This is a genomic window from Desulfovibrio litoralis DSM 11393 (genome assembly GCF_900143255.1).
GTDB classification, from domain to species: domain Bacteria; phylum Desulfobacterota; class Desulfovibrionia; order Desulfovibrionales; family Desulfovibrionaceae; genus Frigididesulfovibrio_A; species Frigididesulfovibrio_A litoralis.
Genome location: NZ_FRDI01000003.1, coordinates 453,185 through 472,558, shown reverse-complemented (window position 1 = coordinate 472,558; position 19,374 = coordinate 453,185). Strand labels below are relative to the sequence as shown.

Below are 19,374 nucleotides of genomic sequence, written 5' to 3'. Positions count from 1 at the left end.
CTCCTTGAAAATAAACTTTTTATAATTAGCACGTTAACTTGGTTAGAGAATAAAGAGCATCGAGATCTTTTTTTGTTATAAATGGTAAAGTTCGAGAGACTTGTATTATTTTTTCCGCAACAGGTGGGCTAAGAACAACTTGAGTCAAGTCTCGAAACTTGGCGGCTACTTGTTCAAAAGACATGGGACTTTCGGGGTCTCCCTTACGATAAAGATTACGACATGAAAGTAAGCGTTCGTCGTTACAAGTTATTTCCACAACACAAGGACGAGCAGCAGGGAAACCGGCACTCATTTCAGGGTCAACCACAATGGAAATCTTTTTCATTACGGCACGCACTTCGGCATCAGACACAGAATGTTCATCAAGCCCGCTAAAAGGTATAGCTCCGTGTACAAGCCTATAAGCCATACAAAAAGGAATACTGAATTTTGCTTCTTCTAAGCTTTTAGGGTCAAGGTTACCCGCAACTTGCATAGCCCTTTCGTATACCCTAGCCGAAATACTTTTTACTGATTTTGGGGTTAATTGATGCTCAAGGCATAAGCGGTCTAAAGCGTCGATCATGGAATGGGTTTGTCCGCAAGTCGGATATGCCTTAAAGTTGGCTTCCATGATCTTAAACCCTTCACCCAGCTTGGCTGTAAGGTATTCAGGAAGAGGCGGAGAGGCAAGGGCAGAGAGTAAACCTTTTTTACCTTCAAAAATCCGCCATGCCCCACTAAGCCCGTTTTTTGCGGCTATTGCTGACATATATCCGTCAAAACAGGCTTTTGCGGGGTGAAATGGTTTAGCATTTAAACAACCATCGTCCAAAAATTGCCAAAGACCGGCGGCTTGTGTGCCTGCTATCCCAAGAGCCGAAACCACTTGTTCTTTTGAAAGCTCAAGCATTTTTGCGGCTGTGGCTGCGGCTCCGAATACTCCCGCAGTGGCAGTGGTGTGCCACTTGGCGTAATGTCCCGGCCCAAGAGCCTCGCCCACGCGAATAGCCACTTCATAGCCGGCGATAACCCCTTCCATTAACGCTTTTCCTGGGTTTTTAGCCAAATGAGCCAAGCCAAGAGCAACAGGAACAACCACGGAACCGGGGTGCATAATTGAGGCTCTGTGGCCGTCGTCTGTTTCGCTGATATGACCAAAAGCTCCATTGACAAAGATACTCATAGGCAAAGAACAGGTTTCTTCTTTTCCGATAATGGCTTCTTTTCCCAATCCGCCCATATCTTTTGCCAAGTTTATATAAAGCTGTGCCGTTGGGTGAATGCTTCCTGAATAAGCCGAACCAAGCCAATCTAAAATACATGAGCGAGTTTTTTCCTCTACTTGTTCGGAAACATCGTCAAGCTTAAGATTACAGACCCATTCAGCCAAAGAAACGGCGGCACTGTGTTGAGTTTCCATTTTACTTGTCCAATTTGTTACGCATTTTTGCTATAATCGGTGTATAAAGCGGGGCTAACATAAACAGAGCGGCTATGCCGAGCATGGCAAGACTGATGGAACTTTGGAAAAAGATCATCATACTGCCCTTAGATTTGACAAGGCTTTGTTCAAAGCCGATTTCCATAACAGGTCCGAGTACCATTGCTAAAACAAGCGGAGCTTGAGGTAGATGGGTTTTATCCATAATATATCCCAAAGCACCAAAGATAACGGCAACCCAAATATAAGAAGGGTCAAGACCAACGGCGTATGCTCCGGTGATACAAAGAAGGATAATTGTTCCGCTTAACAAAACATGAGATATTTTAAAGATAATTTTGGCAATTATACGCCCAAACGCCAGACCCATAGGGAGCATAAGCAAGTTGGCGATAAGAAAAGCCACAACTATAAAATAAGCAACGTCAGGGTGTTCGGTAAATAGAGCAGGGCCGGGTCTAAGACCTTGAATCATTAACGCCCCGAGGAATAAAGCAGAGGTCGAGTTTCCGGGAATACCAAGAGCCAAAAGCGGAACCATAGAACCCGCAACCACGGCGTTATTGGCAGACTCGGGAGCAGCAACCCCGTGAGGTTCGCCTTTTCCAAATTCAAGTTTTGAATAACGTATTCTGGTAAGGTCATAAGCGAGATATATCGCCATCAGCATTCCTGCTCCGGGAATAATTCCGATAATTGTACCGATAGCACTTCCGAGCAGAATAGTCGGGGTTAAAGCCAATAACATTTTTAAACTAGGTAGGGTTTTTCCAATAGTGATAGGTAATACATGCTTGGCTTCCGTTGCCTCAGCACTCATTCTTTCGACCATGTGTAGTACGGAAGAGATCCCGAAAAGTCCTATTAACATCGGAACTAAAGGTATTCCGTCATAAAGCAACAGAAAATCCATGGTAAAACGGGGGAAGCCGGTTTGAGGACTCATTCCTATTGTTGAAATCAAAAGCCCGATAACACAAACAATCAGGTTTTTTAAAAGGTGTTTTCCCGACATACCGGCAACAGTAGAAAGACCTAAAACAGCTAAGGCGAAATATTCCGGAGGTCCAAAATGCAAGGCGTATTTTGCCAAAGTCGGAGCAAAAAAGACCAAAACAATAGCACTGATTACACCGCCGGCAACAGAGCTTATTGTCGAAATTCCAAGGGCAAGACCGGCCTCGCCTTTATTTGCCATGGCGTAACCGTCAATTGTTGTAACTACCGATGAGGCAGTTCCGGGAATTTTTAAAAGAATAGCCGGAATCGAACCTCCGTAACAGGCGGCGCAATATACTCCGACTAAAAGAGCAAAGGCATAAAGAGGGTTCATGCTAAAAGTAACGGGGACAAGAACGGCAAGAGTGATGGTATCGTTTAATCCCGGGATAGCTCCTACAATCAGTCCTAATAAGACACCGAGAGAAAGAACTAAGAGTACGTCGGGAGAAAATATAGAGCCAAGAGCCAAAAAAATTTGTTCCATAACGTTTTTCCTTATATACTTGGATACAGAAAAGAAATTTTATATTTATTCTGTTTCCCAAAGACTGCCGATAGGCAGGGACACTTCCAAGGCAATATGAAATATAGCGTATACAATTGCAGTAATTACAATCGCTAAGATTATTCCAAGGATCTTATTTTTAAATCCCATTCCGATATAAAAAGTTGCCAATAATAAACAGCCACTGGCAAGAAAGCCAATATAGTCCATTACGCCAATATAGGCGGCCATAAGGGCAACGACAAAAGCCGGGGCTTTATATTTGTGCCATTCAATTTTGCTTGAGCTTACGTCTTCTTTGCTTCGGCGTATGGCTGAAATTCCAAGAATTACCGATAAAATACACAAAGAAACTGTGAGGTAAGAAGGAAACAAGAACGGGGTTGCGGGGTATGCACTGCCTGTTATATAAAAAGCGAGTCCAATGGCGAAAAGAGATACGGCTAAAAGCAGGTCGTATTTCCAGTTTATCATAAAAACTCCTGGTGTTGGAACTCTGTAGCCGAGTAAATTCGGCTCGTTGTTGCATGTTAGTCTGTATTTAAGACAAAATGTTATAAGAGGTGTCTTAACAGTTTGAATAAGTTGAGAAGATATTTTTTGTTAACGATTCCACAGAGTTTTTTAAGATAACACGATGGAATCGTTAACTATTAATTTAATTATATATTATTTTGTTGTTAAGAGTTCTTTGTATACTTTAGCGACTTCTTCAAGATACGTTGAGAATTCTTTGCTGTTATATACTTGAATAGGGAAGCCTGATTCTTTCATTCTTTCAACAAAAACAGGGTCTTTTGCCATTTTTTCAAAGGCGTCGGAAAGAATTGTTACAGTAGCCGCAGGAGTCTTTTTAGGAACAGCCAAGCCACGGAAAGCACCCCACTCAAGGTCAAAACCAACACTTGAAAAACGAGGGATATTTTCAGCCCCAATAAATTGAGCATCGCTCATAAGACCAAGAATTCTTACTGAACCGTCTTTTACATAACTGGTTACTTCGCCATAAGCCATCATCGCACTTTCGACATGACCGCCCAAAAGTTGGGTAACTTGTTTAGAGGCTGAGTCGCTGTGGATATAACCAAACTTGCTGCCAAATTTCTTTTCAAGCAAAATGGCTGCTAGATGGTGAGAAGTTGAATGTCCCGGAGTTGCCATAGTGATTTCTTGTTTGGCGGAAGCGTCAATAAACTCTTTAAGAGTTTTGAAAGGGGAAGCAGCGGGAACAACCAAAACTTCAGGGTCAAAGCAATACATGTTTACAGGAGTAAAATCTTCGTGTGTATAGCTGGTTTGTTTTTGAAGCGGGTTTGAAACAACAGAAGAAGTGTAAGCGAGAACGGTATAGCCGTCAGGTTTGGCTTTAGCTCCGGCTGTTTGTCCGATAACCGCACCGCCACCGGGCATATTTTCTACGATAAGTTTTTTCCCGTTAAGGTATTTAGGGGCGACCTCTCCCAAAAATCTTACGGTAACGTCTACGCCGCCACCCGGTGCAAAAGGTACGATGACCTTAACATCTTTGTCGGGGTAAGCGAGAGCAGTGCTGGCAAAGCATAGTCCTGCAAGTAAAAGAGTTCCGAGAATCTTTTTCATAAAAGCCTCCAATCAAGGTTAAACGTTGAGTTATATTGCCTTAAAGGCACGCAAAATACTTTAGCCTTTTATAGTACGCGGGAGGAATATCGAAAAGCATTATTTTTTGGCAAAAAAGTTTCAAACAATTCTTTTCTTGAAAAAAAAGTATCAAAATGTGTTGAGTGGGTCAACTATTTTTTAAGTATTTCTTTTGAAAATGATTTATTTATTGTGGTATAAAGTTTTTTGCTTGCTTGGAATTTAAAAAAAATGTAGATTTTAAGAATGATAAAAAACATACAATCCAGTCTGTTATTGCAGAGAATATCACAACAACACAGTTTTACCGCCGGTGAAAAAAAACTGGTAGATTTTTTTGAACAAAGCTATTCTGATCTTGCTTTTTCTAATATAGAAGAAATAAGCTTAAAGGCGAATGTTGGAAAATCAACTGTTACAAGATTTGTGCGTAAGCTTGGCTATTCAAATTTTGCTGATTTTCTGAAAAATGTGCGAGCCGATGCACGTTTGGCTTTAAACTCTCCGCTTGGTTACGCTATTGCTAAAGAGAAGCAAGCCGATCAACCCGCTCATAATATTTATAATCATATGGAACAGGTGGGGCGTAATGTTAGACAGGCAATTAAAGATAACCAAATCGAACAGCTAAACCTTGCCGCTCAAATTCTTGGGAATAAAAAAACTCATCTTTATATCGTGGGTTGTGCGACTTCTTATGCCTTGGCATATACGGCGTTTTTGTTGTTGCGTTATATCAGGAGCAACGTTACCCTTTTAGACGGTGATATTAGCACCTTGCCACACCGCTTGGCAGGTATTGAAAAAAATTCGGCACTCTTTGCGATTTCTTTTTATCGCTTTTCTTCCGTAACACAAAAAGCGGTCTCGCTTTTTCATAAAACTAACAAACCCGTTGTGTTATTGACTGATAAGTTTAGCAACACAGAGCTATCTATGTCTTCGGCTCATATAATAGCACCCTCGGAAGGCGAACACACGGTTTTTTCAAGTAGGGCAGCCGGCATGGCGTTAATTGAGGGTATGATCGCCTCTATTGCTCCGGCGAGTGATAAACATATGCAAAGCAGACTTGAAGATATTGAAAACTTGTTTGATTTATTTGGTTCATTTTAGCGAGATAAGGTTCTGTTTTAGCTAGAATTTTTCTTTATAATGCTTTTTGAGCCGCAATTATTTTTTCATACAAGATGTTCATTTCTTCTTCTTGAGTATTCGAAATATATACTTCTTCGGAATTTTTGTCTTTATCAATATCAGTATTAACAGACAAAGTTATTGTCAATAGCATACATTGAGAGGATTGGTTGTAGTTGTCGTAATCAGCTCCCGCTCCGATTGCTGGAGAACAAGCTTCAAATAGCAAGAAGGTATAAAGCGCCAAAGGATAAATATCTTCTTTTCCATCTTTGTATCTTACCTGAAGCTCATCAGAAGTAAGATTTAACCGCGTAACTCTATGCAACGCTTGTTTAATAGTCGTATATGATGTAAAAATTGCCATCCCATAAAACAACAGTAAACCAGCCAAAAGCATATAAAATTCACGACCGCTTATATTTTGGGTTAATATTCCATAGGAAAACATTAATGACATTACCCATAAAGAGCCACACGCTATTGCACTAACTACATGATCATAGATACTGACTTCAAGTGTATATAATCTTTTTGACATTGTTTTCACCTCTTAGCAGGATAAATTTTTAGCTAGAATTATTTCGCTATAATAGTTGAAAATACTTGATGCAACTTTAGGCATTGCCGGGAGAGAAAAAAAGCATAGATAGGGCATGTTTTAGTTTAGTAATGTATTTCCGGGTTATTCGGATCTCGCCCTTCAATGAATGGTGCCAGCGTGCAGGGCCATATGGGCGTGATGTTTTCCTCTGTTTCGGCAAGTTTTTTTGCCATGGCACTAATTTCTTCTGGTGTCTTATCCCGCCAGTAACGTTCTGGTCGATTAGTTGTCTTATCATGTTCCACCGTGGTGGGGTCAAGGTGGCGAAATGATTCCAGATAAGGGATATCAGGCAGAGGCTGGCTAACATCCATAAAGCGTTGAAGAAATTGCCAGTGAAGGTATACAATGCCGGTATTCGCTGCCGGGCAGATAAAAGAAATAGTTAGAGATGGAGTTATATAACGACTTACGCAACCGCCATTGTAAAAAGAATGTTGTCTCGTTGGTTTTTTAAATAGAGCGTCAGTGTATATAAATATCGTGGTTTTGTCGGGTAGGAATGCTCTTTTAACTGTAATTGTACCATTTAATCGATTAAATATTACTCTGGAGGGGAATGATAAATACTTGTGCAAAACGTAGAAGACTAAACCCAAAAAACCGATGGTTAAAATTAGAGCTACGAATCCATTAGCAGTGAATGGAGACATACCCAGCCAGAAGATATAAATTATTGCCCCAATAGTTTGCAAAGAAAAAGCATAAAAAGCAAGCAACAAGGGATTCGGTAGCTTATAGTACAGTATCTCATTGTCAATATGCCACATGTGTACGGAAAAGCTTAGCTTATTGAGGCAAGAAAAAGGTTGCTCAAGGGGGCGGTACTCCAGCATTGAGGCAGGCTCCCGGTTCAGGTAGTGCCCCCATGGAAGAAAATTATGATCCTTAGTTGCCTCTTTGTAAGTATAAAACTTGTTTGTTGCACAAGGCATAGAATTTACATTGCCTGGATGATATGCAGTGGATGCATAGCAAACCGAATTTTTCTCAGAACTCATTTTTACTCCTAAGCATAGTAGATAGCATATAAAGCTCTCGACCGCTTATATTTTGGGTTAATATTACATAGGAAAACATTAATGACATTACCCATAAAGAGCCACACGCTATTGCCATAACTAAATAATTAACGAGGCTTACTTTAAGTGTATACAATCTTTTTGGCATTGTTTAGTTTTCTTGGTTTATTGTCTGTTATTATAAGCTTTTACGTTGCACATATTTTTTATGTTGCAAGATAGATGTTCGCCTACATAAAAAATATCTAGCTGTCTTTATTCTGTTTTTTATTGATATGTTTGTCTAATTGTAATTACGCATATAATGCTCAGTATTAATTTTTTATAATGATTTTTTTTTTATCATTGTATTTCATTTCATAAAAATGTGTTCCCTTTCCCAAAATGCTGTAGCCAGATAACAAAGTAAAAAATAACTAATCCTCTACCAATTCCCCCTTATACTTATCTGATATTTCATTTGGGTATCCATTGTGGGGCAAAATATCCACACCACACCATGTCCTGTAATCTAGCTTTTTGAAATTAGGGCAAGTATTTTCTCTTGAAATGGCAGCATAGTTCCCAAGTCCATAGTAGTAATAATAGTTCTTTTTGTCTTCGCCATATATCCACCAATCTCCAGAACCGGGATTCATAATTGTTACACGAAAACTTATAAAAGAGGATTCTTTTGGGACTATATACTCAGGATCCATTATGTAAAATGCAAAATTATTAATGAGATTGGTAAATCCTAATATATACAAAATAGCAACTATGAGTCCCCATTTTAAAATTCTTCTTTTATTCCATCTTTTCATAAACAGGGTACTCCCTTGACCAGAGCTAGCTGCATCACATTTATTTAAAACTCTTTCAGTATATATATCTAGCTGTCTTTATTCTTTTTTTTGTTTTTGTGTTTTTCTAACTGCTCACCAACAAGTCCGCCTACCCCTTGTGCAAACGATAGAACATTTTCTTTTTGTTCAGACTTTGTTCCTCCCAGTAGGTAGACCAGATAGTAACGCCAGTTTTTTTCAGTTGGTAATTCTCCCGAATACAGCACCAGTAATTCGCATAAACCGAGCATAAGCAAAAAGCTTATTAAAATAGGTACTGCGAACAAGGGGATAGTCATTACAAAAAGCCCTAAGCTGATAGCGGAAACTATAACAGGCAGAATAAGGCGTTTTGCATCGCCATTGAGCGTTAAGTTTTTGCATACTCGGTAATTACAATAGAAAGATGGGCAAAAAAGGATAGTCAGCAAGATCATAGCGAGAAAGACATCAAAATCCTCTTTTTGAATAACCGCAATCACCGCAAGCACCCACAAAGGCAACATAATAATACCTAACAGGAAAATCTGAGAAAAACAGATTACTTTTCTGCTTTTTTCAATGTTCGGCCAGCGGGGTATGCGAAAAAAAAGAACGATATTTAATAGAAAATAACTGGCAATAACAAAGTGGCTTGCGTTCAAGCCCATTTCGTCTTTTTGCATAAAAAACAGAATATAAAAGATAGCGAGCAAGTTAATTACAACACCCACCCAGCGTGTCCAACGCAAAAACCTGATACCACAGGCAATCGCACACAGTAAAGTGCCTAAAAATACCATACTGAACGGCAATATTACGGTAACAATAATAAACCCACTAAGTAAGAGTTGAATAAGCATAAATATAGGCACGGCCATAGCTGCTGGTCCTCCCGCTCCGCCTCCGCCTGCGAAAAAACCGCTTACTCCCTGTGTTAGTGTTATGAATATAATATAGGCAAGGCAAAGAGATATTACTTGAAGCATGATGAGTAATAGACGCATAGAAGTTCCTTTATTGATTAATTAAAATATTGGTCAATTATACAATTATTTAACTACACGGTGTTAGTTTAGTTTGTCGGCAGGAACGGAAATTCCGTAACTGACGGTAATTCCATCACCCCATAGGATAGGGAACATCGCATTCCCTCCATCCAAGTCGCTGGTGTACACGTACCGCTCCTGCTCATTGTTGTAAACCTTGATGAAAAATGCGTCTCGGTAAGCAAAGAATGCGTAAGGGCAATAGTGCGGTGTATAATATTCCACCCGGTACTTGCCTGACGGGCTGGTATTCACGTATTCTTTGGTAGGTATCCCATAATGGGCCAACGGAGAAAAAGCATAGACGGCGAGTAAAGCACACAAAAAGAGCCATGCGATACGCCTGTGTTGTATGCTGAGGTTACAATAAAAAAAGGTACAACAACCTATTATCAGCAAGCTTATAGCGAAAAAAATATATGAAAGAACCGCATTCGAACATAAGATCAAGATCATTAGTACATTGCCAATCATATATGCAATACAAATACCTATTACTTGAAGCATGATGAGTAATAGACGCACAAGCATCTCCTTTATTAATGGAGCCGAAGATGGGAGTTGAACCCACGACTTACTGATTACGAATCAGTTACTCTACCAACTGAGTTACTTCGGCAATTATTTCAAGTCATTATTTTTTATCAAATAAAACTATAAACGACTTTGGTTTTAGCGATCTGTGCTTGTCTTGTTTTATGTTTGAGAAAGTGTCTTATTAATTTCTTATTAGGCGACAAATATATTTTATGTTCGCAGGCTAATTATTTTCTTTATTTTTGTCAATAACTTTGCGTTATTACTTTAACTAACGCCCCTACCATGCCCTTGGCGGGTAAAAAAATGGCTGGCGGCTTTCTACTGTTTTGTTTGGAACTTGTATATTTAAAGTAAAAGACTCTGAATTTTTATAAACTCTTAGCTCTCCAAGATCCATAATTTCAGTCATCTTCCTATTCAAAGGACTAGGTGGCTGACAGTCCCAGCTAAGCGCTCCGAGTAACTCTATAGGTTGGCAAGACAAGGTTTCGCTAATGTTATTAGGGTCTTCTGAATCAAGTATGTCTGCGGCTTTAATACCTTTGGGGCTCCAATTGGCATATTTGTACAAACCCTCTTCAGGAAAACTTAAATAGAGCCTTGTGTATGAGTAATTTTTGCTTGCGATCAAAGGAAAAATATTTTTTTCTCGTAAAAACTCAACACGCAGTGAATATTTTCCGTTAGAATCGGGATAGGCTGAGCCAACCACTCTTTCTTCCTTGTCTGCACCTAAGCTGTCGCCTCTCGACGGAGAGATTACAGTAACAAAAGTGGTTTCTACTTCTATAAGCATGCCCGGCGGGGCAGTTCCTTCAATCGTTAAGTATTGACTTTTTTGTGGGAATCCAAAGAATAAAGCAATATATACAAGTACTATTGCTAAACCTATGAAAAATTTTTTATTAATATTTGGCATTTTAACGAAGCCCTAATTCTTCCATTTGTCTTAAAAGATATTGCTTACGTTCCTCAACTGTACGCTCTTTAATTTGTATGTCTAAGGTAAAAGGCTTAGACTTTGGATAGACCTCTATTTTGCCAATACGGGGCTCAATTTTTCCGTAAGCTTTGATTTTGAACCATTCTGTTTGAAACGGCTGACATTCCCATGCAGGATTTCCATCTTTATAGGAAGATGCACACGTTAAGACTCCGCTGACTTTATTATCATTTAATATAGGCATGATAATGGCTGCTTTACTCCCCCTGATTTTATCATCATTTTCGGCAGTGCATAAACCATTTTGAGGAAGACTTAAATAAAGTGTTGTCTCTGAGCTTCTTTTACTTTTGTTTATCCAGTAAGAAGAAAGCCATTGTTCTCGTAAAAACTCAATACGAAGTGAGTATTTTCCATTAGAGTCAACACAGGTGGAGGAAACAACCTTGTCTGTATTGTGTGAAGGCACAGAAGATCTTCCGGAACGATATGAATCTCTAAAAACAGTTTCTACTTCAATAAGCATTCCCGGTGGGGCGGTTCCTTCAATCGTTAAATATGTACTATGGGGTTGCATAAGGAAAAAAAGAATAATGCCAAATGCGACTGTTAGACCTATGAAAATAGAGTTTTTATTAATATTGGGCATTTTATTAAAGTTTGTCGGTTGTAACGTAATAATTGTTTTTGATCAGATTGTTTAAGGCCTCAGGCTCTTTTCTTAAACGCAACTCATAATAAACACAGGTGATGACAATTGGCGTTAGAAAAAAGCTTAGATAGCTTAGAATCTCGCCAATAAAATTGAAGATTATACCGATTGAGACAATAGTGGAAGTCGATAAATATAGCAAACCCAAATCTGTAAGCAGTACAGGAAATAAGCCAATAGCACTGCCAAGAAGGTCAATCAGCCCAAAAATAACAAGGATACCAAAAATATGTAAACGATATCCCTCGGTTAACTGTCTGCTACGACCAAAGGTATCCATAATTCTTTCATTGTCCAAGATGCAAACAGGAAAAGTAACGTACCACATAAGGTAAAGAATTAACATGGGAATAGCTAGGACTATTGCGAATAGATATAATAAATTTTCGTCCATTGCAAAATTAAACAATACGGCTGTAACAAGTGCCGGTATGGCTATAATAATAAAAAAAGCGAGTCCTGTCATAAGACCAAGCCCCAAAAAACTCCAGATATAACTGAGAGCATGCGAAAATGCCTCTCCAATATTCACTTTTTGGTCTAGTAATGTCAAAAATGAAGCATAAATAAACGCACCAAAAGACAGAAACACGAAAGAGAAAAAGACTATGATGAAGATAATAAATAATATAAGAAGAATAATGTTCATTCTGGACTCAGTCATGCTTTTTATTGCGTCCATAGCAATGCTCATTGCTGCAACACCAAGAGTAACTACTATAAAAAACATAAGCTTTTTTGATAAAACCGTTTTTACATTACTTAATACACTCAGAATAAAATTACGTGAATTGTTAGCCTGAACCCCTGTCATGCGTTTCTCCTGTGCTAAATAAATTTAAGCGGATCAATTTAAGTGGAAAATTCAAAATGTTTTTTAGTAACAACCCAGTTTAATGACTTAAAGCGATACTTACATAATCGCTGTTTTTTAATATAAAATCAAAGATAATGCAATTACTTGTAATAATAATTGCTTTTAATCAGAGCGTTAAGTTCGGCAGGCTCTTTTCTTAAACGCAATTCATAATAAACACAGGTGATGACAATTGGTGTTAGAAAAAAACTTAGATAGCTTAGCATGGTTACAATTGGGTCAAATATATTGTAGTAGAAGAATCTTATGTCGAATTCATCGAACGACATAAAATAATATTCAATCCACCAGTGCAAGGAACCAAGCAGCGTGATATGAATAAGAATCAAAATGACAATTATACCAAAAATATGTAAGCGATAATCTTTTGTTAGCTGCTTGCTGCGTTCAAGTGTATAAACACTGTCTATGTTTTCCACTATACAAGCAGGAAGCGTTACAAACTGTATACAACAAATACTCATTATCGGGATAAGAATTATAACAAACACGAACAAATTACTATCACCATAATCATAAGGGGTTGCTATATAGCGAACAGATAAAAATAAGAAAAACAAAAAAAAGTAAGCAAAACCAAAGGCGGGACTTCTCCATATGGTTCCCAATAAACTTCCTATATGGCTACGAGAATGATAAAATATATCTCTAAAATTAATTTTTTTGTTTATTAATGCCAAAAATGACGCATAAATAATGGCACCCCAAATAAGTATAGCACCAAGCACATATACTATAAGTCTGATAATATTTATTAAAGTGTTTACGTAAGACATAAACATTGGAAACATCATTTCCATTACAACTATTATAAATGCAATGCTAATGAGCGAAAAAAACATAGCTTTGTTTAATAAAACCGTTTTTATATGGCTAAATACACTAAGAATAAAATTACGTGAATTGTCTGTTTGAACACCTGTCATGCGTTTTTCCTGTGCTAGATCAATTTAAAATGACTTTAAATTATATTAAATAATCGCTGTTTTTTTAATATAAAATTAACGATAATGCAATTACTTGTAATAATAATTGTTTTTAATCAGAGCGTTAAGTTCCTCAGGTTCTTTTCTTAAACGCAATTCATAATAAACACAGGTGGTTATAAGAAGAATCAAGAAATAGCCTAGATTCCCTAAAATATTTACTAATAAAAATGACAAGTTTGAACTAATCTGGATATGCTGTAGAGCCATCACGACAATTGTCTGGATTATAAATAGAATCAAGATAATAGCAAAAATATATAAACGATACCCTTTGGTTAGCTGCCTGCTACGACCAAAGGTATCTATAGTTTTTTTATTTTCCAAGATGCAAACAGGAAAAATCACAAACCATCTACAGTAAATAATTATGATCGGGATAACCCATATAGCAATCCATATGAGTGTATTATTCATAATATGACTCGTCATCTTTAGTATGCCTTTAATAATAACAACAACAGGACGGAAAGAAAAACCTTGCATTTCCCTATAGTTAAACAATATGGATCCAATAATAACACAAGCAATACCAATTATTATAGCAAGCTTCAAAAGACTTCCTATATGACTAAGAGAGTGCGAAAATGCCTCACCCAAACTTGTGTTTTGGTCTATTAATGTCAAAAATGAAGCATAAATAATGGCACTTAAAGGGAGTAGTGCACCTATGAAAACCAGTATAGAGAATGTTATAAGCCTAGTAAGTTCATTGAATGGAATAATTGAGTGTTCAGATGTAAGTATTTGTAACATTATTCCTATAGCTGTAAAGACAATCGCCATGCCAAGAATGATTGCTATAAAAAACATAGCTTTGTTTAATAAAACCGTTTTTATATGGCTAAATACACTAAGAATAAAATTACGTGAATTGTCTGTTTGAACACCTGTCATGCGTTTTTCCTGTGGTGGCTACATTTAAGCGAATAAATAAAATCAGCAAAAAGGAACATACTGTCAGATCATGTCGGAACTACTATACACTCTTGTGAATTAGAGACTAATTCAAATCATTCACGCAAGGCATACTGATGATGCTTAATCACAATCATGAGGAAAAAATTTGTTTGAGTTAATCTCTTCTATAAGTACTCCAATCATAACCTCTTTTACTCCCATAGAGCGTTTATCTTCAATGCCCTTTGTTTCTTTGCCATTTTTGTCAATGAATATAGTCTCTGCATTAAACGTAACCCTAACAGGAAGATGTGAGCCGTATTTTTGTTTTGCACATACATAATATGGAGCAACACGCATTCCTGCAAATTTCTCGCTCAGATTAGACATAATCCGAAGTCCGATAACACATTGAGAAAATTCTAAAGTTTCCTCTAATGATTCAAACATGATATTATTATCAGGAAATTTTTCACGTAGTTCAGTGTAGCTAAGTGAACCTTCAGCCAATACACTGGATGAGAAAAATACCACACACAAAATACTGATTAACACACTAGTGCATATTTTCATATTTCTTCCTTTGCTAATTATTCTGTACGAGTCTAAATATAATGCAATTATATTCTATTTTGTATTCTCTACCCCAAGGCAACATCAAGCATCATCATAACGCTAAAACCGGCGATAAGGCTTAAAGTAGCGGCGTCTGCGTTATCGCCTGATTGTGATTCGGGAATAAGCTGTTCAACCACCACAAAAACCATTGCACCAGCGGCAAACGCCAAAGCATAAGGCAATAAAGGGTGCATCATAGAAACAGCATAAGCTCCGATAACGGCGGCGATAGGTTCGACAATCGCTGAAAGTTGCCCGGACATAAAAGCAGAAAAGCGAGATTTGCCTTCCATTCTTAAAGGTAATGAAACCGCCGCACCTTCCGGAAAGTTTTGTAGACCTATCCCTAAAGCTAAAGCAATCGCTCCGCTTAAAGTGGCGGAGGGAAGCCCTGCGTCCAACGCTCCGAAAGCTACGCCAATTGCGAGACCTTCGGGGATATTATGTAAGGTAATAGCTAATATTAATAAAGTGTTACGCTTCCAAGTTGTGGGAATTCCCTCAGCATCTTCTATCTCTTTACCAAAATGTAAGTGGGGTAAAATATAGTCTATTCCTCTTAAAAACAAAGCCCCTAAAATAAATCCAAGCATGGCGGGAAAAAAAGCAAAACGCCCTAAATCAGAGCTCATTTCAATAGCGGGAGCAAGTAGCGACCAAAAACTTGCGGCGAGCATAACCCCGGCCGCAAAACCAAGCATTAAATCCAAAAGTTTACGAGATACATCTTTGGCAAAAAATACAGTTGCCGCACCCAAAGCAGTGATGCCCCAAGTGAATAAACCGGCAAGTAAGGCAAAAAATATAACTGAATCGAACATGACTTAATCCTATTTTTTATTATTTTTTTTATCGTTTTGTTTTTTCTTGGCTTTTTTTAATATATCCATCGCCTTGTAATCTTTTAATGACTCGGCACCGTCTAAAGCGGTTAATCCGTTTTTGTCTTTAGCGTCTATGTCTGCTCCGGCTTTTATTAACTCTGGAATAATCGCCTGATTGTTTTGATTAAATAAAGCCACAATTAAAATTGGATAGTTTTCATAATTAACCTCAGCACCGCCTTTGATTAATGCTTTTATTACAGCGGGGTTTGCGGCGTATTCTGCTCCACGTATTAAAGCCGTAGTCTTATAGTTATCTCTCATATTAACCTTCGCACCTGCTTTTATCAAGCCTGTTATGATAGTCGGGTCTTCGTTTTCTTCTGCTGCGTGCATTAAAGCTGTTCTACCTTCTTTGTCTTGAGCATTAACGTTTGCACCGGCTTCAATTAATATGCGGATTGACTTATAGTTTTTAGCTCTATATTTCGGAATATCAACATCCCATGGAAACCAAATTGGTTCATTGCGTGCAAGTAACATTAAAGCGGTTAAGCCCTCGTTATCTTGAGCATTAACATCAGCACCACTTTTTAATAAGTGCGTGATTACTTCGTGGCTATGAGTATATGTTACCGCATACATTAAAACAGTTTGTCCTCTTTTGTCTTTAGCGTTAACGTCCGCACCTGCTTTGATCAGTGTTTTTATTGGCTCAAGCGGTTTTGGGTTATATTTTGCCCACATTAACGCCGTCGTACCTTTTTCATCTTTAGCGTTAACGTCCGCTCCTTTTGCTATTGCTGCTTTTATTTGTTTTATATTGCCATTTTCGCATATCTTAAGAAATTCTTCGTTGCTCATGGCAAAAGCTGAAACAACAAACAAAAAGTTGAATAATAACACAGAAATTACGAAAAATAAGCGTTTTGACATGCTCGAAGCCTTAGAAAGTTTATATTGTTATTGATTTTATTTTGCATCAGCTTTCATTAACTCTTTTATTATATCAGAGTTTTTATTTGCTCTCACATAATCTAAAGTGGTCAAGCCATCTTTATCTTTAGCGTTCACATCGGCTCCTTTTGCTATTGCTGCTTTTATTTGTTTTATATTGCCATTTTCGCATATCTTAAAAAACTCTTCGTTGCTCATTGCAAAAGCTGAAACAACAAACAAAAAGTTTAATAATAAAACAGAAATTACGAAAAATAAGCGTTTTGACATGCTCGAAGCCTTAGAAAGTTTATATTGTTATTGATTTTTGATTCAGAACAATCTTAGATAACGATGAATAATAAAGCGTGTTGTAAAATTTATAAAATTAGTGTTTTCTTGAAACAATTTAATCGCTTATCCAAATTCTTTTAAACGTATTTTCTTTATTGTCCCAGTAAAAAAACGAATTAGCCCCTTCTGTTTTAAAATAATCAATCGCTGTATTTTTTATGACTATTTCAGGAGTTTCTCCCTGTTGACAATCCCAATAACCTTTTCCACAAGCTGTCTTATAAACACCACTTGCAACATCTTTAATTCCAAAAACTTGTATTAATGTATGATCTTGCATTTCATCTAAGAGGTAGGTTTTGAAATAATTATCTTTTTGACTTACAAAAGCAAATAGCCCAAAACCCATGCCGTCTTTACGCACTAACAGTTTTGCTTCATCAACTATCTTATCACTGTTAAAATCGCCTTTTACTATTGCATATTTGCCTTTATTTTCATCTCTCCACGTAGCTTTTAGCTCTTTGTCTGTGGGTAATCGCCAGTTTTGTGGAAGCCCGTTCACACATGCAGTTAGAAATGGTAAAGCAATAATGACGAAAATAAATATTTTTTGCATATTGTTCATGATTACGTTTTTCATGGTTAGGTTCTTTTTGATTGATGTAATAAAGGTTAGTTGTTGAAGCTTATTAAATCAGTTAAGCCGAGTTGAGTTAAGTTTTAATACTAATACGAAAAATAGACGAGTAAAGAATAGCACAAACGCTAAAAGAAATAAACGTTTGTGCCTAAACGTTTGTGCCTAAACGTTTGTGCCTGATGAATGTATATTTTTTCTCTATAAAGTTGTTCAGCTTTTTTTTATTGTAAGAATCAACAATAAATTTTATTTAGCCCCGGCGTTGGTTAAGACTGCTATCGCTTGAATGTTATTCCATTCTTGGGCAACAGACAGAGCTGTGGCACCATATCGACTTTTAGCATTCACATCAGCACCTGCGGTAAGAAGGTCTTTTATTACAGTAGGGTTTTTTCTATTTGAGGCTCCATAGATTAAAGGTGTTTCGCCTTTTTCATTTTTAGCGTTAACGTCGGCTCCGGCTTTAAGTAATTCCGCAATCACTTGAGGGTGTTTGTTTGAACGTGAGGCAAACATTAAAGCTGTTTCACCATCTGGGTCTTTGATATTAACATCTGCACCGGCTTGAATGAGTTCTATTATAGTTGTATAACCATTAGAATTATTTTTTGTTCCTCTTATTAAAGGAGTTTCCCCAGCTTGATTCTTTTCATTGATTTCCGCCCCGGACTTAACAAGTTTGGTTATTAGATTAGGATTTATAGTGTTAAAAACAGCCCAAGATAACGCCGTTTCACCCTTTTCATCTTTCGCATTCACATCAGCACCGGCGTTAAGTAATTCATTTATTACTTGTGGGTGGTTGTTAGTTCGTGCTGCAATAATCAAAGCGGTTGCACCTATTCTATTCTTTTTGTTCACATCAGCCCCGGCTTGGAGTAAGGTAGTAACTATTTCAGGTTTTTCGTTATGAAGTGTCGCAAACATTAAAGCAGTAGCCCCGCCTTTCCCTTGAGCGTTTACATCTGCACCAGATTTAATCAGTTCTTTGATAACAGTTAAGGGCGTATTGCCTAGTTTTATCGAATGAATTAAAGCTGTTTCACCATCTCTGACTATAGCATTCACATCAGCCCCGGCTTTAATTAAAGCTGCGATCACCTCAGGGTTTTCGTTATTGATTGCTGCAAACATCAAGGCGGTTTCATCATATTGATTTTTAGTGTTTACATCAATGCCAGCCTTGATTAATTCTTGTATGCGAATCAAAGTATTTTTTTCATTTATACTTACAGCATTCATTAATAAATTTTTATCTTGCCAGTCTTTATCATTTATATCCAACAGCCCGATCTTTATAATTTCTATTGATACGGCAGGGTCAGCGTTTAAAGCTACGGCTCTCACCAAGTCCTTTTTATAATGTCTATCATTCACATCAAAATCTACGCCACTTGCAAGAGCTTCTTTGATTTTATTGATATTGTCATATTGGCATCTCTCAAGAAACTCATCACCACTCATGGCAAAAGCGGAAACAGTAAACAAAAAGTTGAATACTAACACAAAAATTACGAGAAATAAACGTTTTGACATTGTTTAATCCTTATTCCAATTCAAGGTTATTTTATTTGGAAGCAATAGCTATTTATTGCAAATATTTTTTAGGGTTAGCCCCAAACTCTTTTATAAGATCTTGCTCAGTATATTCAATATATAAAGTTCTTAGTTTTTTGTCTTCCGTATCTAAAACATCTGAGAAAAAGCCTAAAGTCAATAGGTCTAAGAGCTTATGAAACCAAACAGATTTTGTTATGCAATTTTCATAATATTGATAAATATAAACGGTTTTTCCGCCATATTGAATATGGTCGGTTGATTCTCCAAGGAGTTTTTCAGCTTGTATTTTGGCTTTTCCTGTTTGAATAAATTCACTAAGTTCATCTTTTTTGAGTAAAGGGGGCATGGCTGTTCTCTGTTCTTGTGAATTAAA

General features: G+C 37.4%; 21 protein-coding genes and 1 tRNA gene. 1 reads left to right on the top strand and 21 read right to left on the bottom strand.

What is annotated here, in order from left to right; translation table 11 throughout:
- Window positions 1-25: 25 nt before the first annotated feature.
- The 4 genes from BT999_RS04730 to BT999_RS04715 all read right to left on the bottom strand — a co-directional run bounded on the left by BT999_RS04730 (window position 26) and on the right by BT999_RS04715 (window position 4,532).
- Window positions 26-1,405, bottom strand: coding sequence for an MmgE/PrpD family protein (locus BT999_RS04730; RefSeq protein ID WP_072696606.1), 1,380 nt, complete (start codon window positions 1,403-1,405; stop codon window positions 26-28).
- Window position 1,406: 1 nt separating this feature from the next.
- The gene (locus BT999_RS04725; RefSeq protein WP_072696605.1) at window positions 1,407-2,912 is read right to left on the bottom strand and encodes a tripartite tricarboxylate transporter permease; all 1,506 of its coding nucleotides are present in this window, start codon (window positions 2,910-2,912) and stop codon (window positions 1,407-1,409) included.
- Between the two features lie 45 nt (window positions 2,913-2,957).
- On the bottom strand, window positions 2,958-3,407 hold the full coding sequence (locus BT999_RS04720) for a tripartite tricarboxylate transporter TctB family protein (protein ID WP_072696604.1): 450 nt from the start codon (window positions 3,405-3,407) through the stop codon (window positions 2,958-2,960).
- A 195-nt stretch (window positions 3,408-3,602) separates the two neighbouring features.
- Window positions 3,603-4,532 (bottom strand): tripartite tricarboxylate transporter substrate binding protein, encoded by a 930-nt coding sequence (locus BT999_RS04715; RefSeq protein ID WP_072696603.1) that lies wholly within the window; start codon window positions 4,530-4,532, stop codon window positions 3,603-3,605.
- Between the two features lie 267 nt (window positions 4,533-4,799).
- Here BT999_RS04715 and BT999_RS04710 point away from each other — a divergent pair, with 267 nt between their 5' ends.
- Complete coding sequence (locus BT999_RS04710) at window positions 4,800-5,669, top strand: MurR/RpiR family transcriptional regulator (protein WP_072696602.1); 870 nt, start codon at window positions 4,800-4,802, stop codon at window positions 5,667-5,669.
- A gap of 34 nt (window positions 5,670-5,703) precedes the next feature.
- Here the strand turns inward: BT999_RS04710 and BT999_RS04705 are convergent, their stop codons facing one another.
- From BT999_RS04705 to BT999_RS04620, 17 genes are all read right to left on the bottom strand, one after another.
- Window positions 5,704-6,231 carry a hypothetical protein gene (locus tag BT999_RS04705; RefSeq protein WP_072696601.1) on the bottom strand — a complete coding sequence of 176 codons (528 nt, stop codon included), beginning with the start codon at window positions 6,229-6,231 and terminating at the stop codon, window positions 5,704-5,706.
- A gap of 125 nt (window positions 6,232-6,356) precedes the next feature.
- Window positions 6,357-7,295: a hypothetical protein gene (locus BT999_RS04700; RefSeq protein WP_072696600.1), complete on the bottom strand. Its 939-nt coding sequence runs from the start codon at window positions 7,293-7,295 to the stop codon at window positions 6,357-6,359.
- Window positions 7,296-7,732: 437 nt separating this feature from the next.
- Complete coding sequence (locus BT999_RS04695) at window positions 7,733-8,119, bottom strand: hypothetical protein (protein WP_072696599.1); 387 nt, start codon at window positions 8,117-8,119, stop codon at window positions 7,733-7,735.
- Window positions 8,120-8,187: 68 nt separating this feature from the next.
- Window positions 8,188-9,126 (bottom strand): hypothetical protein, encoded by a 939-nt coding sequence (locus BT999_RS04690; protein WP_072696598.1) that lies wholly within the window; start codon window positions 9,124-9,126, stop codon window positions 8,188-8,190.
- Between the two features lie 585 nt (window positions 9,127-9,711).
- Window positions 9,712-9,787 (bottom strand) — tRNA-Thr (locus BT999_RS04680).
- 198 nt (window positions 9,788-9,985) lie between these two features.
- Window positions 9,986-10,627 (bottom strand): hypothetical protein, encoded by a 642-nt coding sequence (locus tag BT999_RS04675; protein WP_072696596.1) that lies wholly within the window; start codon window positions 10,625-10,627, stop codon window positions 9,986-9,988.
- A gap of 1 nt (window position 10,628) precedes the next feature.
- Window positions 10,629-11,228: a hypothetical protein gene (locus BT999_RS04670; RefSeq protein ID WP_143145493.1), complete on the bottom strand. Its 600-nt coding sequence runs from the start codon at window positions 11,226-11,228 to the stop codon at window positions 10,629-10,631.
- A 76-nt stretch (window positions 11,229-11,304) separates the two neighbouring features.
- On the bottom strand, window positions 11,305-12,177 hold the full coding sequence (locus tag BT999_RS04665) for a hypothetical protein (protein ID WP_072696594.1): 873 nt from the start codon (window positions 12,175-12,177) through the stop codon (window positions 11,305-11,307).
- A 143-nt stretch (window positions 12,178-12,320) separates the two neighbouring features.
- The gene (locus BT999_RS04660; protein ID WP_072696593.1) at window positions 12,321-13,166 is read right to left on the bottom strand and encodes a hypothetical protein; all 846 of its coding nucleotides are present in this window, start codon (window positions 13,164-13,166) and stop codon (window positions 12,321-12,323) included.
- Between the two features lie 90 nt (window positions 13,167-13,256).
- A complete protein-coding gene (locus tag BT999_RS04655) occupies window positions 13,257-14,123 on the bottom strand; it encodes a hypothetical protein (protein WP_072696592.1) in 867 nt (288 codons plus the stop codon).
- A 144-nt stretch (window positions 14,124-14,267) separates the two neighbouring features.
- Window positions 14,268-14,699: a hypothetical protein gene (locus BT999_RS04650; RefSeq protein ID WP_072696591.1), complete on the bottom strand. Its 432-nt coding sequence runs from the start codon at window positions 14,697-14,699 to the stop codon at window positions 14,268-14,270.
- Window positions 14,700-14,767: 68 nt separating this feature from the next.
- Window positions 14,768-15,565, bottom strand: coding sequence for a ZIP family metal transporter (locus tag BT999_RS04645; RefSeq protein ID WP_072696590.1), 798 nt, complete (start codon window positions 15,563-15,565; stop codon window positions 14,768-14,770).
- Window positions 15,566-15,574: 9 nt separating this feature from the next.
- On the bottom strand, window positions 15,575-16,504 hold the full coding sequence (locus BT999_RS04640) for an ankyrin repeat domain-containing protein (protein ID WP_072696589.1): 930 nt from the start codon (window positions 16,502-16,504) through the stop codon (window positions 15,575-15,577).
- 36 nt (window positions 16,505-16,540) lie between these two features.
- Entirely contained in the window at window positions 16,541-16,795 is a 255-nt protein-coding gene (locus BT999_RS04635) for an ankyrin repeat domain-containing protein (RefSeq protein ID WP_072696588.1), read from the bottom strand.
- A gap of 118 nt (window positions 16,796-16,913) precedes the next feature.
- Window positions 16,914-17,441 carry a hypothetical protein gene (locus tag BT999_RS04630; RefSeq protein WP_072696587.1) on the bottom strand — a complete coding sequence of 176 codons (528 nt, stop codon included), beginning with the start codon at window positions 17,439-17,441 and terminating at the stop codon, window positions 16,914-16,916.
- A 246-nt stretch (window positions 17,442-17,687) separates the two neighbouring features.
- The gene (locus tag BT999_RS04625) at window positions 17,688-18,977 is read right to left on the bottom strand and encodes an ankyrin repeat domain-containing protein (protein ID WP_072696586.1); all 1,290 of its coding nucleotides are present in this window, start codon (window positions 18,975-18,977) and stop codon (window positions 17,688-17,690) included.
- Window positions 18,978-19,029: 52 nt separating this feature from the next.
- Window positions 19,030-19,347 (bottom strand): hypothetical protein, encoded by a 318-nt coding sequence (locus tag BT999_RS04620; RefSeq protein ID WP_072696585.1) that lies wholly within the window; start codon window positions 19,345-19,347, stop codon window positions 19,030-19,032.
- Window positions 19,348-19,374 lie beyond the last annotated feature (27 nt).